Origin of the sequence: Aeromonas sp. V90_14 (assembly GCF_029967615.1) — a bacterium.
In the GTDB taxonomy this organism is placed as follows: domain Bacteria; phylum Pseudomonadota; class Gammaproteobacteria; order Enterobacterales; family Aeromonadaceae; genus Aeromonas; species Aeromonas hydrophila.
The window spans coordinates 1-17,444 of record NZ_JASCAS010000009.1 but is presented as its reverse complement, the minus strand read 5'-3'; the positions used below and the strand labels follow the sequence as shown (position 1 = coordinate 17,444).

Annotated in this window: 11 protein-coding genes; 4 read left to right on the top strand and 7 right to left on the bottom strand. The window is 63.0% G+C overall.

Annotated features, from left to right (window positions below):
• Positions 1-24: 24 nt before the first annotated feature.
• Both QLG02_RS09175 and trmB read right to left on the bottom strand, forming a co-directional pair.
• The gene (locus QLG02_RS09175; RefSeq protein ID WP_011707230.1) at positions 25-357 is read right to left on the bottom strand and encodes a YggL family protein; all 333 of its coding nucleotides are present in this window, start codon (positions 355-357) and stop codon (positions 25-27) included.
• 14 nt (positions 358-371) lie between these two features.
• Positions 372-1,085 (bottom strand): tRNA (guanosine(46)-N7)-methyltransferase TrmB, encoded by a 714-nt coding sequence (trmB, locus tag QLG02_RS09170; protein ID WP_017410916.1) that lies wholly within the window; start codon positions 1,083-1,085, stop codon positions 372-374.
• A gap of 348 nt (positions 1,086-1,433) precedes the next feature.
• Here trmB and QLG02_RS09165 point away from each other — a divergent pair, with 348 nt between their 5' ends.
• Positions 1,434-2,501, top strand: a complete 1,068-nt coding sequence (locus QLG02_RS09165; RefSeq protein ID WP_139706238.1) for a M20/M25/M40 family metallo-hydrolase — start codon at positions 1,434-1,436, stop codon at positions 2,499-2,501.
• 182 nt (positions 2,502-2,683) lie between these two features.
• Positions 2,684-3,865 (top strand): PLP-dependent aminotransferase family protein, encoded by a 1,182-nt coding sequence (locus QLG02_RS09160; protein WP_139706236.1) that lies wholly within the window; start codon positions 2,684-2,686, stop codon positions 3,863-3,865.
• Between the two features lie 66 nt (positions 3,866-3,931).
• Here the strand turns inward: QLG02_RS09160 and QLG02_RS09155 are convergent, their stop codons facing one another.
• Positions 3,932-5,464, bottom strand: a complete 1,533-nt coding sequence (locus tag QLG02_RS09155; RefSeq protein WP_282465024.1) for an EAL domain-containing protein — start codon at positions 5,462-5,464, stop codon at positions 3,932-3,934.
• Between the two features lie 303 nt (positions 5,465-5,767).
• On the opposite strand from QLG02_RS09155, the gene QLG02_RS09150 reads away from it, so the two are divergent.
• Entirely contained in the window at positions 5,768-6,673 is a 906-nt protein-coding gene (locus QLG02_RS09150; protein ID WP_282465023.1) for a TIGR01777 family oxidoreductase, read from the top strand.
• Positions 6,674-6,766: 93 nt separating this feature from the next.
• On the opposite strand, the gene QLG02_RS09145 is transcribed toward QLG02_RS09150, so the two are convergent.
• Positions 6,767-9,214 (bottom strand): FtsX-like permease family protein, encoded by a 2,448-nt coding sequence (locus QLG02_RS09145; protein ID WP_282465022.1) that lies wholly within the window; start codon positions 9,212-9,214, stop codon positions 6,767-6,769.
• Between the two features lie 88 nt (positions 9,215-9,302).
• Positions 9,303-10,028: an ABC transporter ATP-binding protein gene (locus QLG02_RS09140; protein ID WP_045526114.1), complete on the bottom strand. Its 726-nt coding sequence runs from the start codon at positions 10,026-10,028 to the stop codon at positions 9,303-9,305.
• Between QLG02_RS09140 and QLG02_RS09135 the strand changes: the two genes are divergently transcribed.
• On the top strand, positions 10,027-10,626 hold the full coding sequence (locus QLG02_RS09135; RefSeq protein WP_011707238.1) for an arylesterase: 600 nt from the start codon (positions 10,027-10,029) through the stop codon (positions 10,624-10,626). The genes QLG02_RS09140 and QLG02_RS09135 overlap by 2 nt on opposite strands.
• A gap of 83 nt (positions 10,627-10,709) precedes the next feature.
• On the opposite strand, the gene QLG02_RS09130 is transcribed toward QLG02_RS09135, so the two are convergent.
• On the bottom strand, positions 10,710-11,654 hold the full coding sequence (locus tag QLG02_RS09130; RefSeq protein WP_017410908.1) for a chemotaxis protein CheV: 945 nt from the start codon (positions 11,652-11,654) through the stop codon (positions 10,710-10,712).
• Positions 11,655-11,949: 295 nt separating this feature from the next.
• A partial coding sequence (locus QLG02_RS09125; RefSeq protein ID WP_282465021.1) for a VCBS domain-containing protein occupies positions 11,950-17,444 on the bottom strand: 5,495 nt, incomplete at its 5' end.

Below are 17,444 nucleotides of genomic sequence, written 5' to 3'. Positions count from 1 at the left end.
GCGCCTGCCACAGCCAGCCTGTCATCAGGCCGGTTCACCGTACCAGAGGTCAAACAGCTCGGTGACCACCACGGCTTCCATCCCCTTGCCTTCCAGCCAGGCTTTGACGGCGGCGCGGTCTTCTTCGCTGCATTTGCCCAGCTGCTGGGTGCAGATCATCCCTTCCCAGGCCAGGTGGCCGGAGCCGGCGAAAGCCAGCTTGCGGGGTTCGATCACTTCATCGATCATCGCGTCGACTACCGCATCGATGGTCTCTTCGGCGGTACCGACCGGGAAGTTGAAACTGATGTCGAAGCCCATTTCCTGGAATTCATCGACGCGCAGTTTCTTGCGCAGGCGGCGGCTACGATTGGCCATGATAGCTCCTTCAGTTAGTTGACACGTTTGAAAATCAGATCCCACACCCCGTGGCCGAGACGGTGGCCACGTTGTTCGAATTTGGTCAGCGGGCGCCAGTCGGGACGCGGCACCCAGTTGCCGGTGGCGGAGGTGTTCTCATACCCCTCGGCAGCACTCATCACTTCCAGCATGTGCTCGGCGTAGTTTTCCCAGTCGGTGGCCATGTGGAACACGCCACCGATGGCCAGCTTCTGGCGAATGTCCTGGGCAAAGGCCGGCTGCACGATGCGGCGCTTGTGGTGACGGCTCTTGTGCCAGGGATCCGGGAAGAACAGCTGCAGGCAGGCGAGCGAGCCGTTCGGGATCATGTGCTCCAGCACCTCGACCGCGTCGTGGCAGATGACACGCAGGTTGGTGACTCCCGCCTCCTGGGCGGTACCGAGGCAGGCACCGACACCCGGCGAGTGCACTTCGATGCCGATGAAGTTCTTCTCGGGGGCATTCTTGGCCATCTCCACCAGGGAGGCGCCCATGCCGAAGCCGATTTCCAGCACCACCGGGGCCTCGCGGCCAAACAGGGCAACCAGATCGAGCGGCTCCGGTGCGAAATCGATACCCATGACCGGCCAGAGCTCTTCCAGGGCCTTCTCCTGCCCTTTGGTCAGGCGGCCTTCGCGACGGACAAAGCTGCGGATCTTGCGCATGAACTTGCCGTCTTCGTTAAACACATCTTGGGTCACTGGCATAATCAAATTGCTCGTTATTGCATCGGTCTGGGTCACAGACCACATAAATGGATTGCTCGTTATCTCGTCGTGCTGATCACAGACGACCGAGATGAATTGCTCGTTGTTTCATCGTTCCACCTCGCCGACGAGGCGCGAAATTGTTCGTCATTTCATCGCTCGGCGAAACAGGGTAGCGAATTATCCCAAGATAGGCTCAGGGCGCAAGTGTTTCACGCAACAAATCCCCCGCCACTGACCAATTCCGCCACCGCGATTGACAAATGCCACCCCCTTCACAGAATCTGCCAGGCGCCGGGTGCATGCTGACCTGCGCAAATAAAACCATACACAACAAAGGATTGCAGTATGAAACACACAGCATTGGCGTTTGCCATCACAGCCCTGCTGGCCGGGTGCAACACCTCCAGCAACGATTCACAGGCCCCCTCCGCCGCCGAGCAGGCCTATGAATACCTGGTGCAGCTGAGTTCGACCGCCGAGGGGATCGGCGCCAGACCCACCGGCAGCGAGGCCGAGACCCGCGCCGCAACCTGGATCCAGGACCACCTGGCCGGCTGGGGCTACGAGGTGCAGAACCAGCCCTTCACCTACACCAAGAGCGGGGCCAGCAAGACCTCCCAGAACCTGGTCGCCGAGCTCAAGGGCAGCAGCGACAAGGTGATCCTGATCGGTGCCCACTATGACAGCACCGGCGACAAGAAGGGCTCCGAAGGAGCCACCGACAACGGTGCCGGCGTCGCCGCCCTGCTGGCGGTGGCCGAAGCGCTCAAGGGGCAGACCCTGCCCTACACGGTGCGCTTCGCCTTCTTCGGCGCCGAGGAAAACGGCCTCAACGGCTCCAAAGCCTATGCCGCCAGCCTCGACAGCGCCGCCGTCGCCAAGCTGCTGGCCATGGTGAACTACGACACCATCGCCGGGGGCGACATCGTCTACGTTCACTCGGCCCACTCCGACGTGGCCGAGTACAACTGCGCCGATCCGAGCCGCTACAGCTTCGATCCCAAGGTGCGAGATCGCCTGCTGGCCATCTCCAAGCAGACCTCTACCCCGTTTGCCATCCACCCCAGCTACAGTGGCTACCCGGAAGGGGAGACCGGCAGCTGGTCCGATCATGCGCCGTTCGCCTGCCTCGGAGTGCCCATCGCCTACGTGGAGGCCACCAACTTCACCATCAACGGGGCGGATGGCTACGACGGCTACTCCCAGACCACCAATCCGGCGCTGTGGGACTGCTACGACGATGCCACCAAGAGCGCCTGCGATCGGGACAGCGAAACCCAGTGGGGCAAGATCTGGCATACCCAGTATGACCGCCTCGACAAGATGGCCGAACTGTTCCCGGGCCGGGTGCAGCAGCAGCTCGGTGCCAACACCGAGCTGATGATCCGCTTCCTCAAGGAGCCGGGACTGTAACGGGTCACGCCGGGGCTTTTGCGCCCCATGGCCGTCCCCGACCGATAAAATTCGGGCAGGTGCCAAACCTGCCCTTTTTTATCGATTTTTGTTACAGCCATTGCCTCATTTTTTAAATCTGATACAAACGGATAACTTGGCGGTCGAATGGAGCGACCGCTCACCATGCCAGAGAGAATCCTATGCAGCCGTTTTTTGCCCAGCGCTTCGAGAAGGTAGAGCCTTCCTTCATCCGCGAGATCCTCAAGGTCGCCGCCAATCCGGAGATCATCTCCTTCGCCGGCGGTCTGCCCAATCCGCACCTGTTTCCGGTCAAGGCCATCGACCAGGCCTGCCAGGACGTGCTGCGCGAGCAGGGCGCCGCAGCCCTGCAGTATGCCGCCACCGAGGGCTTCGCCCCGCTGCGCCAGTACATCGCCGACCGCTATCTGGCCCGCCACGGCATGCAGGTCAATCCGGACAACATCCTCATCACCAGCGGCTCCCAGCAGGCGCTGGATCTGCTGGGCAAGGTGCTGATCGACGAGGGGCAGGATCTCATCATCGAGGAGCCGGGCTATCTTGGCGCCATCCAGGCCTTCTCCGTCTATCAACCGGCCTTCAAACCCATCACCCTGGGTGAGGAGGGGCTGGATCTGGCGGCGCTGGATGCGCTGCTGGCGAGCGGCTCCAACGCCAAGCTGCTGTACGGCGTGCCCAACTTCCAGAACCCGAGCGGCGTCTCCTACAGCCGGGCCAACCGCGAGGCGCTTGCCGAGCGACTGGTCAGCCACGAGCTGCTGATGGTGGAAGACGACCCCTATGGCGAGCTGCGCTTCGAGGGCGAACACCTGCCCCCCATCGCCAAGCTGGCGCCGAACAATACCGTGCTGCTCGGCTCCTTCTCCAAGACCGTCGTCCCGGCCTTCCGCCTCGGCTGGATGCTGGTGCCGGACTGGCTGCGCAAGAAGGTGACCATCGCCAAGCAGGCCACCGACCTGCACAGCAACGCCTTCAGCCAGCAGGTGCTGCACCGCTTCCTGATCGACAACTCGCTGGATGCCCATCTGGAGAAGATCAAGGAGGTCTATGGCCGTCAACGTGCCGCCATGGAGGCCGCCCTGGCCCGTCACTGCCCGCCCGGCGTCAGCTACACCCGACCGGAAGGGGGCATGTTCCTCTGGCTGACCCTGCCTTCGAGCGTCAGCGCCATGGCGCTGTTTGACGAGGCGATCAAGGAGAAGGTGGCCTTCGTACCGGGCGCCCCCTTCTATGTGCGCCCCGAGATCCAGAACACCCTGCGCCTGAGCTTCTCCTGCGTGGATGAAGCCACCATCGAGGAGGGGGTCAAGCGTCTGTGCCGCGCCCTCGCCCGCATGCTCTGACCAGCCTCTGGACGAAAAAAAAACCAGCGGCCTCGGTCGCTGGTTTTTTTATGCGCGAAATTTGGCTCAGCCCTGCGCCAGCAGGCCGGCAAACTCCTTCATCGGCATCGGCCTGCCATACAGATAGCCCTGCAGGAAGTTCACCCGGCGCGTTCTCAGGTAGGCGGCCTGCACCTCGTTCTCCACCCCTTCGGCAACCAGCAGCAGACCGAGCCGGGTCGCCAGATCGATGACGTTCTCGACGATGTGGCTGGAGAGGGCATCGGAGCCGATCATGCCGACAAAGCTCTGATCGATCTTGAGAAAATCCACCTGGAACTGCTGCAGATAGGTGAGGCTGGAGTGGCCGGTACCGAAGTCGTCGATGGCGATGAAGACCCCCAGCTGATGCAGCTCGGCAAACAAGCGGTCGGTCGTCTCGTCCGCCACGATCAGTTCCCGCTCGGTCAGCTCCAGCACCAGCTTGATGGGGTTCTCCCGAAACGCGTTGATGAAGTCGCGGCAATCCTCCAGCAGGCTCATGTCCTTGCAGTGGCTGGCGCTGATGTTGAAGCCGAAGTGGAACCCTCTGGGCAGGCTGTGCACTCGGCCTGCGAACTGCTCGCGCACCTGCTCCATCAGCAGCCGGGTCATGGGCACGATGAGGCCGCTGTCTTCGGCCAGCGGAATGAAGCGGTCCGGCGAGATGAGGCCCTGACGCGGGTGCTGCCAGCGCATCAGCACCTCGCAGCCGCTCCAGTGGGCGTCGTCACCGGTCACCACCGGTTGCAGATAGGGGATGAACTCCCGTTGATCCAGCGCCCGTCGCAGCTCCTGGGAAGGAGAGGTCGAGCGGCCGGCCAGCCAGTAGACCAGGCAGCCCGCCAGCAGCCCCAGCAATGGGTAGATGATGAGGCTGGCCCGAGAGTAGTTCCAGATATGACTGCCGTACTCGTCGTGGGAGAGCTCCGTGACCACCCGAAACGGATACTTGCCGGAGGTCTGCTCCAGCGACCCCAGCGCCACGGGCGGCACCTCGTCGTGGATCTGGCCGTCGGCCAGCATGCTCTGCGCCCCGATCACCAGGGTCAGCGGCGAGTTGCGGCTGAGCATGTCGAGGATGTTGTGCAGGTAGTAGCCATCGATGCCGACCAGTACGCTGTACTCCCCCACCGGTTGGCGATAGACCACCAGAGGCCGCCCCGGCGTCACCGGGTTGCCCCGCATCAGATCCAGCTGGCCATTGGCGTAATCGGCCAGCTTGAAGGGGCCCTGATAGGGACCGTAGAGCGAGGAGCAGTAGACCACTTCCCCTTTGGCCAGGTTGACGGTACGCACGTCCGGCACGGTCGCTACCTGATCCCGCAGCCCCTGTACCACCTCCTCGCAGGGACGCCCCACGCTGCCCTGCACCATGGCCGCCGCCTGATGGGCGTGATCCAGGGTGCGCTCCAGCATCTCCCTGGCATGGAGCAGACGCTCTTCGGCATCCTGCTTCATGCCGGCAAAGGTCTGCCAGGAGACGATCAAGACCCCGAGCAGCAAGGGGAGCAGGCCGGCCAGCAACGCCGCCCCCAGCCTGGTATAAAACTGGCGCAACCTCAAACGACGAAACGGCATACCCACCCTCGCGGCAACGGTGAAAAAGCGGACGAGTCTACTCCTCTCCCCTTCTCTGACAAGCCTTTCTGACAACTCTGACGGCAGAGCGGAGCGCTCTGACCAACACTATATCGCGTCTGCAGCGGGGCGACAGCGGCAGTCGCCGCCATCCCTTCACATGTGCGCATGTGTTCGCTGCACGCCCCCTGGCGCGATGCGCCAGATGCCTGCTGTGACGATTATAATCTTTGCAAAAACAGCTGCTTGTTCATCTTGTGCCGGCCCACTAGAGTAGAGCCAACAGCGTCAGGGAGTCTGCATATGAAAATATTGATCACGGGAGGGACAGGCTTCATCGGTCGCCGTCTGGTGGCCCATCTCAAGGTGGCCCACGAGGTGCTGGTGCTGACCCGCCAGGGCAGCCGCGCCTATGATCTGCTCGGCCACGACGTCAAGCTGCTCGACAGCCTGGATCGGCTCGACAACCTCAACGACGTGGACGCGGTCATCAACCTGGCGGGGGAGCCCATCGCCAACGGCCGCTGGAGCGAGCGGCGCAAGCAGCTGCTGTGTGACAGCCGCTGGCTGCTGACCGAACAGCTGGTCGACCTGGTCAAGCTCTCCGATACGCCGCCCAGGGTGCTGATCAACGCCTCCGCCATCGGCTGGTATGGCCGTCAGGGCGATGAGCCGCTGGACGAGCAGTGCCAGACTCCTCACGACGAATTCACCCATCAGCTCTGCCAGCAGTGGGAAACCCTGGCCCGTGAGGCCCGCAGCAAGCATACCCGGGTCTGCATCGTGCGCATCGGGCTGGTACTCGGCACCGACGGCGGCGCCCTGCCCAAAATGTTGCCTCCCTATCGTGTCGGCCTCGGTGGCCCCATGGGCACGGGTAACCAGATCATGAGCTGGATCCACATCCAGGATCTGGTGCGCGCCATCCTGTTCCTGCTGGAACACGACGAGTGCGACGGTCTCTTCAACGGCACGGCGCCACAGCCGGTCAGCAACCACGAGTTCAGCCAGACCCTGGCAGGCACCCTGCACCGGCCGCACCTCTTCTTCGTGCCGGCCCCGCTGCTGCAGTTGCTGATGGGCGAAGCGGCCGATCTGCTGCTCACCGGCCAGAGGGTGCTGCCGACCCGTCTGCAGCAGGCCGGCTTCCACTTCACCTACCCGGCGCTGCCCCAGGCCCTTGCCAATCTGCTGAGCACTCCCCGCTGACCGGGCTTATCAGCCAACCGGATAACAGTCAGCCCGGCCATTGGCCGGGCTGACTGTTATTGCGCCTTGCGGCATCCGCACAGGATGCGGTGATCAGAGCAGGCCCTGCCCCAACCCACGCAGCCGATCGCTCAGGGTGCCCGCCAGCAGCTGGCGCTGCATGCCCTGCCCCGCCAGCGTCACCAGCACGGCCCCCAGCAGCGGCAGACCGGCCCAGATGGCCCAGTGGAACTGCCACTGCCCCTCGAACCACCACCACTGCAGGCCGAGGGAGCAGAGCTCGACCACCATGGCGGCGCACAGCCCCGCCAGCAGGCCGCTGGCAACCAGCTCCCAGCGCAGCATCTTCCGAAGCAGCTCGCTGCCGGCCCCCAGGGTGCGCATCAGCAGCAGCTCCCGGCGCCGATGGGCCATGCTGGCCTGGGTCTGGGTCAGCAGCACCAGCAGCGCCGCCACCGTCACCAGCCCCAGCATCAACCCCAGCGCCCGGCTCACCTGATCCGACACCGCCGTCAGCCGCACGATCAAGTCGTCCACATCGATCAGGCTCACCGTGGGGTGCCGGCGGATCAGCTCCACTTCGGCCACCCGTCCCTGCTCCGGCAGACTATAGCTGCCGAGCCAGGTCTGGGAGAAGGGCGCCAGCACATCCGGCGAGAAGATCATGTAGAAGTTGGGCCGCATGTTGTCCCACTTGATGGCCCGCAGGCTGGTCACCTGCGCCTTGAAGCTGCGCCCCTCGATGGTGAAGCCCAGGGTGTCGCCGAGGGCGATATCGAGCCGTTTGGCCAAATCCTTGTCTACCGATACCTGGCCGGGACCATCCAGCCAGCGTCCTGCGGTCAGGGTATTGTCCGGCGGCAGGGTGGCGGTGGTGGTGAAGTTGAGCTCGCGATTGACCCCTTCGCGGCCATCTTCATCCGTGTCGCGCACCGCCTCGCTGGCGATGCTGACCAGCCGGCCGCGCACCATGGGGTAGAAGTCCGAGGTCACGGCCCCCGCCTGACGTAGATCGGCCAGGATCCCCTCCCGCTCTCCGTCTGCCACGTTGACCAGGAAGCGGTTGGGGGCATCCGCCGGCAACCGGGCCGAGAACTCGCCGAGCAGGTCGACCCGCGCCGCCCACAGCAGACCGAACAGCATCAGAGCCAGCGCAAAGCCCGCCAGCTGGAACAAGCCGCTGCCCCGCTCGCGGGAGAGATGGCTGATGGCCAGCCGCAGCGCGTGAGGGCCCTGCACCCGGCGCCCCAGCCGCAGCAGCAAGGAGGCGATCAGCGCCAGCAGTCCCATCAGCAGGCCCATGCCGCCGATCAGCCCCAGCGCCAGGGTCGCATCGGCGGTGAAGCCCCACACCAGCCCAAACAGCCCGAGCAGCGCCACCGGCAACGCCAGCCAGGGCGGGATCCCCGCCTCCAGCTCGCGCCTCAGCACCCGCAGCGGCGGCACCTTGAGCAGGCGCAGGAAGGGCACGAAGGCCAGCAGCAGAGTGATGAAGAAGGCCACCGCCAACCCCAGCGCAAAGGGTCGCCACGACGGCGGCGGTAGATCAGCGGGCAGCAGGTTGCCCAGCAGATGCAGGGTCAGCCACTGCATGGCGCTGCCCGCCACCAGACCGAGCAGGGCGCCGACCAGCGTCAGCGATAGCAGCAGGGTGCCCATCAACTGCCAGAGCGAGCGACGGGAGGCCCCCAGGGTCTTGAGCAGCGCCACCATGTTGGTCTGGCGCTCGGCAAAGTGACGCACCGCGATGCCCATGGCCAGCGCCCCCAGCAGCACTCCCGCCAGGGAGGCGAGCCGGAAGAAGCGCTCGGCATTGGCCAGCGAGCGGCCCACCTGAGAGCCCTGATCGTCCGGCTTGATCAGCTTCTGCCCCGCCTTGAGTCTGGGTTTGAGCCAGCGTTCATAGTCGGCCACCTGCTCGCGGGTGCCCTTGAACAGGTAGCGCCACTGCTGGCGGCTGCCCGGCAGCAGGGCACCGGTCGCCTCCACATCGGCGCGGTGGATCAGCGCCCTCGGCGCCAGCAGGAAGGGGCTGAAGCCCTGATCCGGCTCCTGACCCAGTACTCCCGCCACCTTGAGCACCGTATTACCCACTTCCAGCGCATCCCCCGGCTTGGCCGCCAGCAGTTGCATCACCCGGGCGGAGAGCCAGATCTCGCCGGGCGCCGGCGCCCGCTGGGGGCTCAGCTCCAGCTTGCCGTAGAAGGGGAAATTCTCAGGCACGGCGCGGATGGAGGCCAGTTGCAGGGCATCGCCATGAAACAGCATGCTGTTGAAGCTGACCGTGGTCTGCACCGCCAGACCCGCTTTTGCCGCCTGCTCGAGCCAGGCGGCCGGCGCCGGCATGGCCGAGCGCAGCACCCGGTCGGCACCGATAAAGTCGCGGCCCGAGGCTTTGAGCCCGGCATCCAGTCGATCCGCCACCAGGGCTACGCTCAGCACGCAGGCCACGCTCAGCGCCAGCGCCAGCACGAACCAGCGCAGCTCGCCGTTGAATCCTTCCCGGCGCAATAACTTGAATCCCAGTCGCCATTGACTCATGACGTGCTCCTCACCTGCGCCAGTCCGGGCAGCCCCTTGTCATTGACGCCTTCCCCACACCATAACTTGAATCCCAATCGCCATTGACTCATGACAGCTCCCTGACTCTTGCTGCAGAGGCGGCTTCGGATGCTGACGCAGCCGCCGCCAGCCGTCCCGCCGCCATCACCAGCTGCCGCTGGCAACGCTGAGCCAGCTCGTGATCATGGGTCACCACCACGAGCGTGGTGCCATGCTCGCGGTTGAGCTCGAACAATAGCTCGATCACCCGCTCCCCGGTCTTGCTGTCGAGGTTGCCGGTGGGCTCATCGGCCAGCAGCAGGCTGGGCCGGGTCATGAAGGCCCGGGCGATGGCGACCCGTTGCTGTTCACCGCCGGAGAGGCGCGGCGGCAGATGGTGCAGCCGCTCGCCGAGGCCGACCGCCGCCAGCAGCTCGCGAGCCCGCGGCTCGCAGCGGGTCTCGCCACGCAGCTCGGCAGGCAGCATGACGTTTTCCAGCGCGCTCAGGGTGGGCAGCAACAGGAAGGACTGGAACACAAAGCCGACCTGCTCGGCCCGCAGCCGGGCACGCCCCTCCTCGTCCAGCTGCAGCAGCGACTGGCCGAGGATCTCGATATCCCCCTGGCTCGGCAGATCCAGCCCGGCCAGCAGCCCCAGCAGGGTGGATTTGCCGGAGCCGGAAGCGCCGACCAGCGCCACCGTTTCGCCGCTATTGACTTGCAGGTCGATCCCTTCAAGGATGGTGAGGCTTTCCTGGCCCAGGCGCACTGTCTTGCCCAGGCCCTTGACGTTGATAATGGGAGTTGAATTCATGACGCGTTTCCTGTTTGCCTTGTGCTGCCTGGTGTCATCGGTGCAGGCCCAGACCCTGCTGGTACTGGGCGACAGCCTGAGTGCGGGTTATCAGATGCCGGCGGAGCAGAGCTGGCCTGCGCTGCTCAATCAGAAATGGCAGCAGCAGGGGGGTAAACATCAGCTTATCAATGCCAGCATCAGTGGTGAAACTACGCAAGGGGCGCTGGCCAGATTGCCGGCCCTGCTCAAGGAACATCAACCGGACTGGGTGCTGATCGAGCTGGGTGGCAACGACGGGCTGCGCGGGTTCGCACCGGCCATCACCCGGGACAATCTCACCAGGATGGTGGCACTGACCAAGGCACAACAGGTAAAAACCGTGCTGACCCAGATCCAGCTGCCGCGCAACTACGGCGCGCGCTACCTGCGCCAGTTCGAGCAGATCTTCCCGGAACTGGCCAGCGCCAATCAGCTGCCGCTGATGCCCTTCTTCATGGATGATATTGCGCTGCGCCCTGAACTCATGATGAACGATGGCATCCACCCCACCGCCGCCGCCCAGCCGCAGATCCGCGACCGGGTGGCCAGCTTCATCGAGCCGCTGCTGACCCAGTGATCCCGGTGTCATGGCCTTGCCTATCTTCCGGGTTCCAACCCCAATAAAAATCCCGCCAAGGCGGGATGTTTATTGCTCCTGTTTCAGCGTTCCAGGATCTGGCGCAACCGCTCCTGGGCCACCCCGACCAGCAGGTCTGGCTGGAACTTGGAGATGAAGCGATCGCAGCCGACCTTCTTGACCATGGCCTCGTTGAAGTTGCCGCTCAACGAGGTATTGAGGGTGATGAAGAGATCGGACATGCGGGCATCGCTGCGAATTTCATGGGTCAACCGGTAGCCGTCCATCTCCGGCATTTCGGCATCGGTGATCATCAGCAGGATCTCGTCGGTCACCTTCTTGCCCGCATCGCACCACCCCTTGAGCAAGTTAAGCGCCTGCAGGCCATCCTGGCACTCGATCACCTCCAGCCCCAGCTGGCCCAGTGTTTCGCGCACCAGATTGCGGGCCGTGCTGGAGTCATCGACGATGAGCACCTTGCGGCCATGCATTTCCGGCAGGATCTCCCGATCCAGCACCTCTTCCGAGATGCGGATGTCATAGGTGATGATCTCGGCCAGCACCTTCTCCACGTCGATGATCTCGACGATCTGATCGACGCCGTCCTCGGGAATGCGAGTGATGGCGGTCAGGTAGTTCGCCCGCCCGGCGGAACGCGGCGGCGGCAGTATGTCCTTCCAGGTCATGTTGACGATGTTGGCCACCTGCCCCACCAGAAAGCCCTGAATGGTGCGGTTGTATTCGGTAATGATGAGGTTGGACTCGGCATCGATGGGCATGGGGCGCATGCCGATGGCGCTGCGCAGGTTGATCACCGGGATCGAGGTGCCACGGATGTTGGCCACCCCGCTGATGTTGTGGTGCGCTCCCGGCATCTTGTTGAGATGGGGCAGCTTGACCACTTCCCGCACCTTGAACACGTTGATAGCAAACAACTGTTGGGATCCCAAACGGAACATCAACAGCTCCAGGCGGTTCTCCCCTACCAGCTGGGTACGTTGGTCCACTGAATCCAATATGCTCGCCATATAAAGCCCTTACGTCCGTTGCCCGAGTCTCGCCATAGTATAGAAGGGTCAGAATCCCAACACGACCCGTATTCTTATCCTATGTCGGCCAGATGATGCAGGAACTTGATAAAAAAAAGCGAGACCCGGCTCGCGGCCGGGCTCTCTTCAAGCTTGTCAGTAACCATTCGCTCACAATCCTCTGTCGACGGTGATACGGCCCTGATTATCCGATGAAAATCAGCGCCCCCTTCAATCCCATGACATAAAAAAAGCGGCAGATGAATCTGCCGCTTTTTGCCTGGGGTCGACCGGATTACTTGTCGATATCCAGCATGTTGTTGTTCAGCATGTAGTCGATCACCTGGGACGAGGTGGCCGACGCGCTGCCGGTGAGGCTGTCGAACGTGTGGTTCATCAGCACTATCTCCTGGGTCACGGGGGCGGCGCTGCTCTCCTTGACCTGCAGGTGAACCCCTTCGCTGTCCTGGAAGACAGAGAGCAGGCTCTTCAGATCGTTCTGGTTGCGAGAACCATCGTGATCCAGCAGGTCGCTCAGATCCAGCTTGTCACCTTCCGCCTTGGAGAAGTCGACCACGTAATCCTTGGCCACGCTGCCCGCAGCGGTATCGCCCTGCAGCCAGGTGAAGGTATCGGCGCCGCCATCCCCCTTGAGGATGTCATTGCCAAGCCCGCCGACCAGGATGTCATTGCCCAGACCACCGCTCAGGGTATCGTCACCGCTACCGCCGTACAGGGTGTCGTTGCCGCTGCCGCCGTACAGGGTATCGTTGCCGCTCTCGCCGTACAGGGTGTCGTTGCCGGCACCACCGAACAGGATGTCGTTGCCGGCCCCGCCGAACAGGAAGTCATCGCCACCTTGACCGAACAGGATGTCGTTGCCATCCCCGCCGATCAGCACGTCCGCCTTGTCGTTGTTGGAGGACTGATCAAACTCGCTGGCATGATCCGTGATGTAGTCATGGACCTGGGCATCGGTCACCGAGCCTGCGCTCAGCTTGCCGGCCACATACTGCTTGATGGCCGCGTAGCCTTCACCGTTGATGCCGGCAAAGTGGATGGCATCCCCGAACAGGATGTCGTCACCGGCACCGCCGTCGATCCGGTCGCTGCCCGGCAGGTTGTTCACCGAGGTACCCAGGATGGCGTTGGCCAGGTCACTGGCGTTGACACCGGTCATGATGACGCCGTCAGAGTCGTAGGACTTGAGATCGTTGTAGGAGATGTTGGCCCCCAGTCCGATCGCTTCCACCGTGACCCCCATGCCCGTCAGCAAGGCAAAGCCGGCAACGGCATTGCTGATGGTGGTGGATGTGGAATCCTGTCCATTACCTGCCAGGGTCGAGTAGGTATAACCACCCAGACCATCAGGGCGCATATAGCCGATCGTGGAGACCTTGCCTGAGGTATCGCTCTTGTACACGACGCCCTGGCCATCAATCACGGTGAAGTTACCGTTCTTGTATACCTGACCAGGCACATAGCCATTTTGCAGCAGCTGATTGAGATACACGTCCTTGTTGTTGTTGGTGTAGTCATCAACCAGCGGGTTGCTGCCTTCATTGCTCAGATAGTAAGTCGGCTTACCATCGGTAATGAAGTAGGTCAGGTTCTTGGCATTGGTATTGCCCTGTACGGTCGAGCTGTTGAACCAGTTGGCCGTGGTCTTGAACACATCCTCGTAGTTGGTGCCACCGCCGTTGTTGGTGCTGCCATCCATGCTGTCGAGAATGGCTTGCAGCTGGCTCAGGGCGTTGCTGTCCTTCAGGTTCACGCTGACCGACTTGTTGGCCATGGTGTCGAAGTCCACCAGGAAGATGTTGACCGTCCCGGCCCCATCGGTCCCGGCGCTCGCCTTGAGGCTGGAGAACACCTGTGCCAGCTGGCTCTTGATGGTGTTCATGGCGCTGCTGCCGATACTGCCCGAGCTGTCGACCATGAAGGCAATGTTGTAGTTCTGGCCCGGCAGTACCACGCTGCCATCCAGATCCCCGACCACGATATTGTGCTCGTTGCCATAGGTGCGGTTCTGATCGCCCGGCTCCCCTTCGGTGGAAAGGAAGTAGCTCATGCGGATCGAGTCCTGATCCGATGCACTGCTGGTCTGATCGGTCGCCACTTCCTTGGCGATGGCTTCTACCTTCAGGTCGAACTGACCGGCACTGCTGCCCGGAACCCGCAGCGTCAGACCGGTCAGCTTGACGTCCAGCGCGCTCTGGTTCCACAGACCGGTCAGCGTCAGCTTGCCATCGGCCCCCACAGTACCGAGCACGGTGGCGCCCTGATAGAGGGTCGACCCCGTCGGCATGCCGGTCAGCACCAGGCTGTCGAACTGCTCACTGCCATCCCGGTCGGTCAGGGAGGCGCTGATCTCGAGCGGGTAATCCACCACGCTCGGCTGTACCGCCGTCAGGGTGCCGTCGGTCTGGTTGAACTGGTAGATGCCGTCATCAAACTGCACCAGCTCGATGTCGTAGAGCGACTTGCTGATGGTGACGCCGTTCTCCTTCACCAGGAAGTTGAAACCGCCGTCACTTCTGCGCTCGATGACATAGTTGGCACGCGAGCCCATCAGTACGGCCAGGTCGGTACCGGCGCCGCCATACAAGGTATCGCCACCCAGTCCGGCCACCAGGATGTCATTGCCGGTGCCGCCGTCGAGGGTATCGCCGGAGACAGAGTTGCCGCCGACCAATACGTCATTGCCCGCACCGCCGACGAAGTAATCGCCGCCCCCCTTCACGCTGACGATGTAGTCGTTGCCGCTGGTCCCCACCACGCTGTCCTGGGTCGTGGTGCTGTCGGTAAAGCTGCTGCTGATGCCAAAGTTGCCCTTGTTGAAGTTGCCGCTCTGGAACGCCCCGGTGGAGATGCCGGACGACGGGTACTGGGTATAAAGCGGGACGCCGTTGCCCGTCAGGCTGATGTCGACCACCGGCTTGTCCGCGACCGCCGTGATATCGATCACCAGCTTGCCGCTGTTGCTCAGGTTGGCGCCATCGCTGATCTGGTAACCAAAGCTGGCGTAATCACCCTGCAGGTTGCCGGTCACGACGCCATTGCCGTTGCTGGCATTGGTGCTCGACTCGTTGAGGCCCGGCACGAAGCGCAGGTGTCCGCTGTCGATATCGGCGTAGGAGACAAGATCCCCCACCTTCACCGCAATCCACTGGCCGGCTGCGTTCAGGTACTCCAGCTTGCCGTTCAGCGGCAGGGTGTTGATCTGCACGCTCAGGTCAGAAGCGGCCTGATCATCGCTGGCACCAAACTGGGCCCACTTCAGCACCAGCGGCGTGTCTTCCTTGCCGGCACTGTAGCCACCCGTGGTCACCGGTGCACGATCGTTGTCGATAATGGTACCGATGCCATTCTGACCACCCACGGTCACCGTCAGGGTCTCATTCGCTTCGACCAGACGATCGTCCACCGTCGGGATGGTTACGGTAAAGCCCGACACCCCGGCCGGCACGGTGATCTTGCCGCTGGTGCTGTTGTAGGTCACCCCGTTGCTGAACTGGGCAGTACCCCAGTCAAGGCTGGAAGCCGGGTTGGTACCGCTGCCCTTGATGCCGAAGTCATACTGGGTCGCTTCCTGGGTCGCATCGGAGAGCGTCACCGTGTGCAGCAGGTTGCCGCCCTCGGCTGCACTCTCGCTGGAGACCGACTGTACGATGGGCGTAAACAGCGGCTTGGTTGCGAAAGAGCCCAGGCTGTAGTCGCCGTCGCCATCCACCACCTTGATCTGGAAGTCGATGTCGCCATCTCCCAGTGGCTTGGACATGTTCTGATACTGGAAGAACTCCCACTTGCCGGTGGCCGGGGTAAATTCCAGACGGAACACCAGGGTGCCATCGCTGGCCTTGCCGACCAGGGTATTGGCCGATTCCATCGTGGTGGTGATCAGCTTGCCGGTCGCCGTTGTCAGCCCGGTCTCGGTAGAACCGACCAGCTGCATGTAGCCCTTGCCGTCGGCGCCCCACTGCGGGGTGACCGTGCCGGAACCGTAGGCGATGGCCGGCGCCGTGGTGGCACCGAGGAACTCGATGCTCTTCACGGTGAAGTCGCTGTTGTCGGCGTAGAGGCCGTTACCATTGTTGGTGGCCTTGATGACCATGGTATCGAAGCCGCCCTGCTGCACCTGGAAGTTGCCGGCATAGTCGCCACCCGCCGCGTTGGAGCTGAAGGTCTGGGTACCGATCAGCACGCCGCCGCGGTAGAACTCGACCACACCGCTCTCCAGCTCGCCACCGAACATCTGGCTGAACTTGATGTTGGCGCCATAGGCCACCTTGCCCGCATCCAGCTTGACGATCAGCTGCTCGGAAGCAGAAGTACCGTTGGCAAAGTGGCGGAAGTCCACCTCGTTGGCGAGGTTGTGGTTCGGTGAACCGACGCTGGAAACCCCCAGGCCGGCGCTGGAACCGTTGACATTGGCGGTGATCAGGGCCGAGTTGGTCGACGAGGTAAAGCCCAGCGCCGTGATGCTGAAGCCGCTCACGTTCAGGGTCGTCTGGTTGCTGCCACTGTACTTGGTCAGATCAAACAGGCCGGTCAGGGTATCCGGGATGTTGGTCTTGATGACGGAGACGGCCGCCATGTCACCGGCCACCGGCGAATCGTCCTCGACCGAGATCGGCAGACTGCCGGTGGTGGTGGTCTTGCCATCCGATACGGTCACACCGATCTGGAAGTTGAGTACGTCTTCACTGCCCTTGACCGGATGATCAAGCGGAGCCTTGAGCGTCACGTCATAACTCCAGTCGCCCTTGCCGTTGCCGGCGGGCGCGGTCAGCTTCACATCCATGACTGCCTTGTAGTCGGCGCCGCCCGGTGTACCGGTATAACCGGTCAATACCTTGGTGGCGGCATTCCAGTTCCACTGCACCGCGGCACCGCCAGCCGTCAGGCCAGCCGGCCCGTTCAGGCTGATAGTGAGCGTATCCTGGCTGTCGACATCGCCGACCGTGATCTTGCCGCTGGCGGCCACGCTATCGGTGGTATCGCTGCTGCCTGCCGTATCGGCAATGCCGCCGGCCAGCCCCTCTTCGGAGACCACGGCCCCCTTGTCGATACTCAGGGTTGGTGCATCGTTGGTACCGGTGATGGTGACCGAGACGGTATGGCTGGTGCCATCCACACTCTTGACGGTGAAGGTTTCAATACGGGTCTCACCTTGGCCCAGGTACTGCACCTTGCTGTTGTCGACGTTGTAGGTCCAGGCGCCGCCTTCGGTGATGGTCAGGCTGCCCAGTGCGCCCGCGCTCGGGGTGCCGTTGCCAGCCACGAACTTGGCCTGACCCTGATCCGCATCACTGATGGTCAGCACGCCGCTGTCGCTCAGCTTGCCGCCGACCACGTTCAGATCTTCGGTCACCGCCCCCAGGTCATCCCCCGCCACCACGGCGCCATCGTTCACGCCGGTGATGGTGATGGTGACGGTGTGGGTGGTGCCATCCACCGACTGCACGGTAAAGCTCTCTATCCGGGTTTCGCCCAGGCCCAGGTACTGTACCTTGCTGTTGTCGACGTTGTAGCTCCAGGTACCGGTCTCGGTGATGGAGAGGCTGCCCAGTGCACCATTGCTCGGGGTGCCGTTGCCCGCCACGAACTTGGCCTGACCCTGATCCGCATCGCTGATGGTCAGCACGCCGCTGTCGCTCAGCTTGCCGCCGACCACGTTCAGATCTTCGGTCACCGCCCCCAGGTCATCCCCCGCCACCACGGCGCCATCGTTCACGCCGGTGATGGTGATGGTGACGGTGTGCTCGGTGCCGTCCACGGACTTGACCA

Coding starts and splice junctions, on each gene's coding strand:
- QLG02_RS09140 (WP_045526114.1), bottom strand. CDS start 10,028: ATGAATTCAACTCCCATTATCAACGTCAAGGGCCTGGGCAAGACAGTG.
- QLG02_RS09155 (WP_282465024.1), bottom strand. CDS start 5,464: ATGCCGTTTCGTCGTTTGAGGTTGCGCCAGTTTTATACCAGGCTGGGG.
- QLG02_RS09175 (WP_011707230.1), bottom strand. CDS start 357: ATGGCCAATCGTAGCCGCCGCCTGCGCAAGAAACTGCGCGTCGATGAA.
- trmB (WP_017410916.1), bottom strand. CDS start 1,085: ATGCCAGTGACCCAAGATGTGTTTAACGAAGACGGCAAGTTCATGCGC.
- QLG02_RS09135 (WP_011707238.1), top strand. CDS start 10,027: ATGACGCGTTTCCTGTTTGCCTTGTGCTGCCTGGTGTCATCGGTGCAG.
- QLG02_RS09145 (WP_282465022.1), bottom strand. CDS start 9,214: ATGAGTCAATGGCGACTGGGATTCAAGTTATTGCGCCGGGAAGGATTC.
- QLG02_RS09165 (WP_139706238.1), top strand. CDS start 1,434: ATGAAACACACAGCATTGGCGTTTGCCATCACAGCCCTGCTGGCCGGG.
- QLG02_RS09130 (WP_017410908.1), bottom strand. CDS start 11,654: ATGGCGAGCATATTGGATTCAGTGGACCAACGTACCCAGCTGGTAGGG.
- QLG02_RS09150 (WP_282465023.1), top strand. CDS start 5,768: ATGAAAATATTGATCACGGGAGGGACAGGCTTCATCGGTCGCCGTCTG.
- QLG02_RS09160 (WP_139706236.1), top strand. CDS start 2,684: ATGCAGCCGTTTTTTGCCCAGCGCTTCGAGAAGGTAGAGCCTTCCTTC.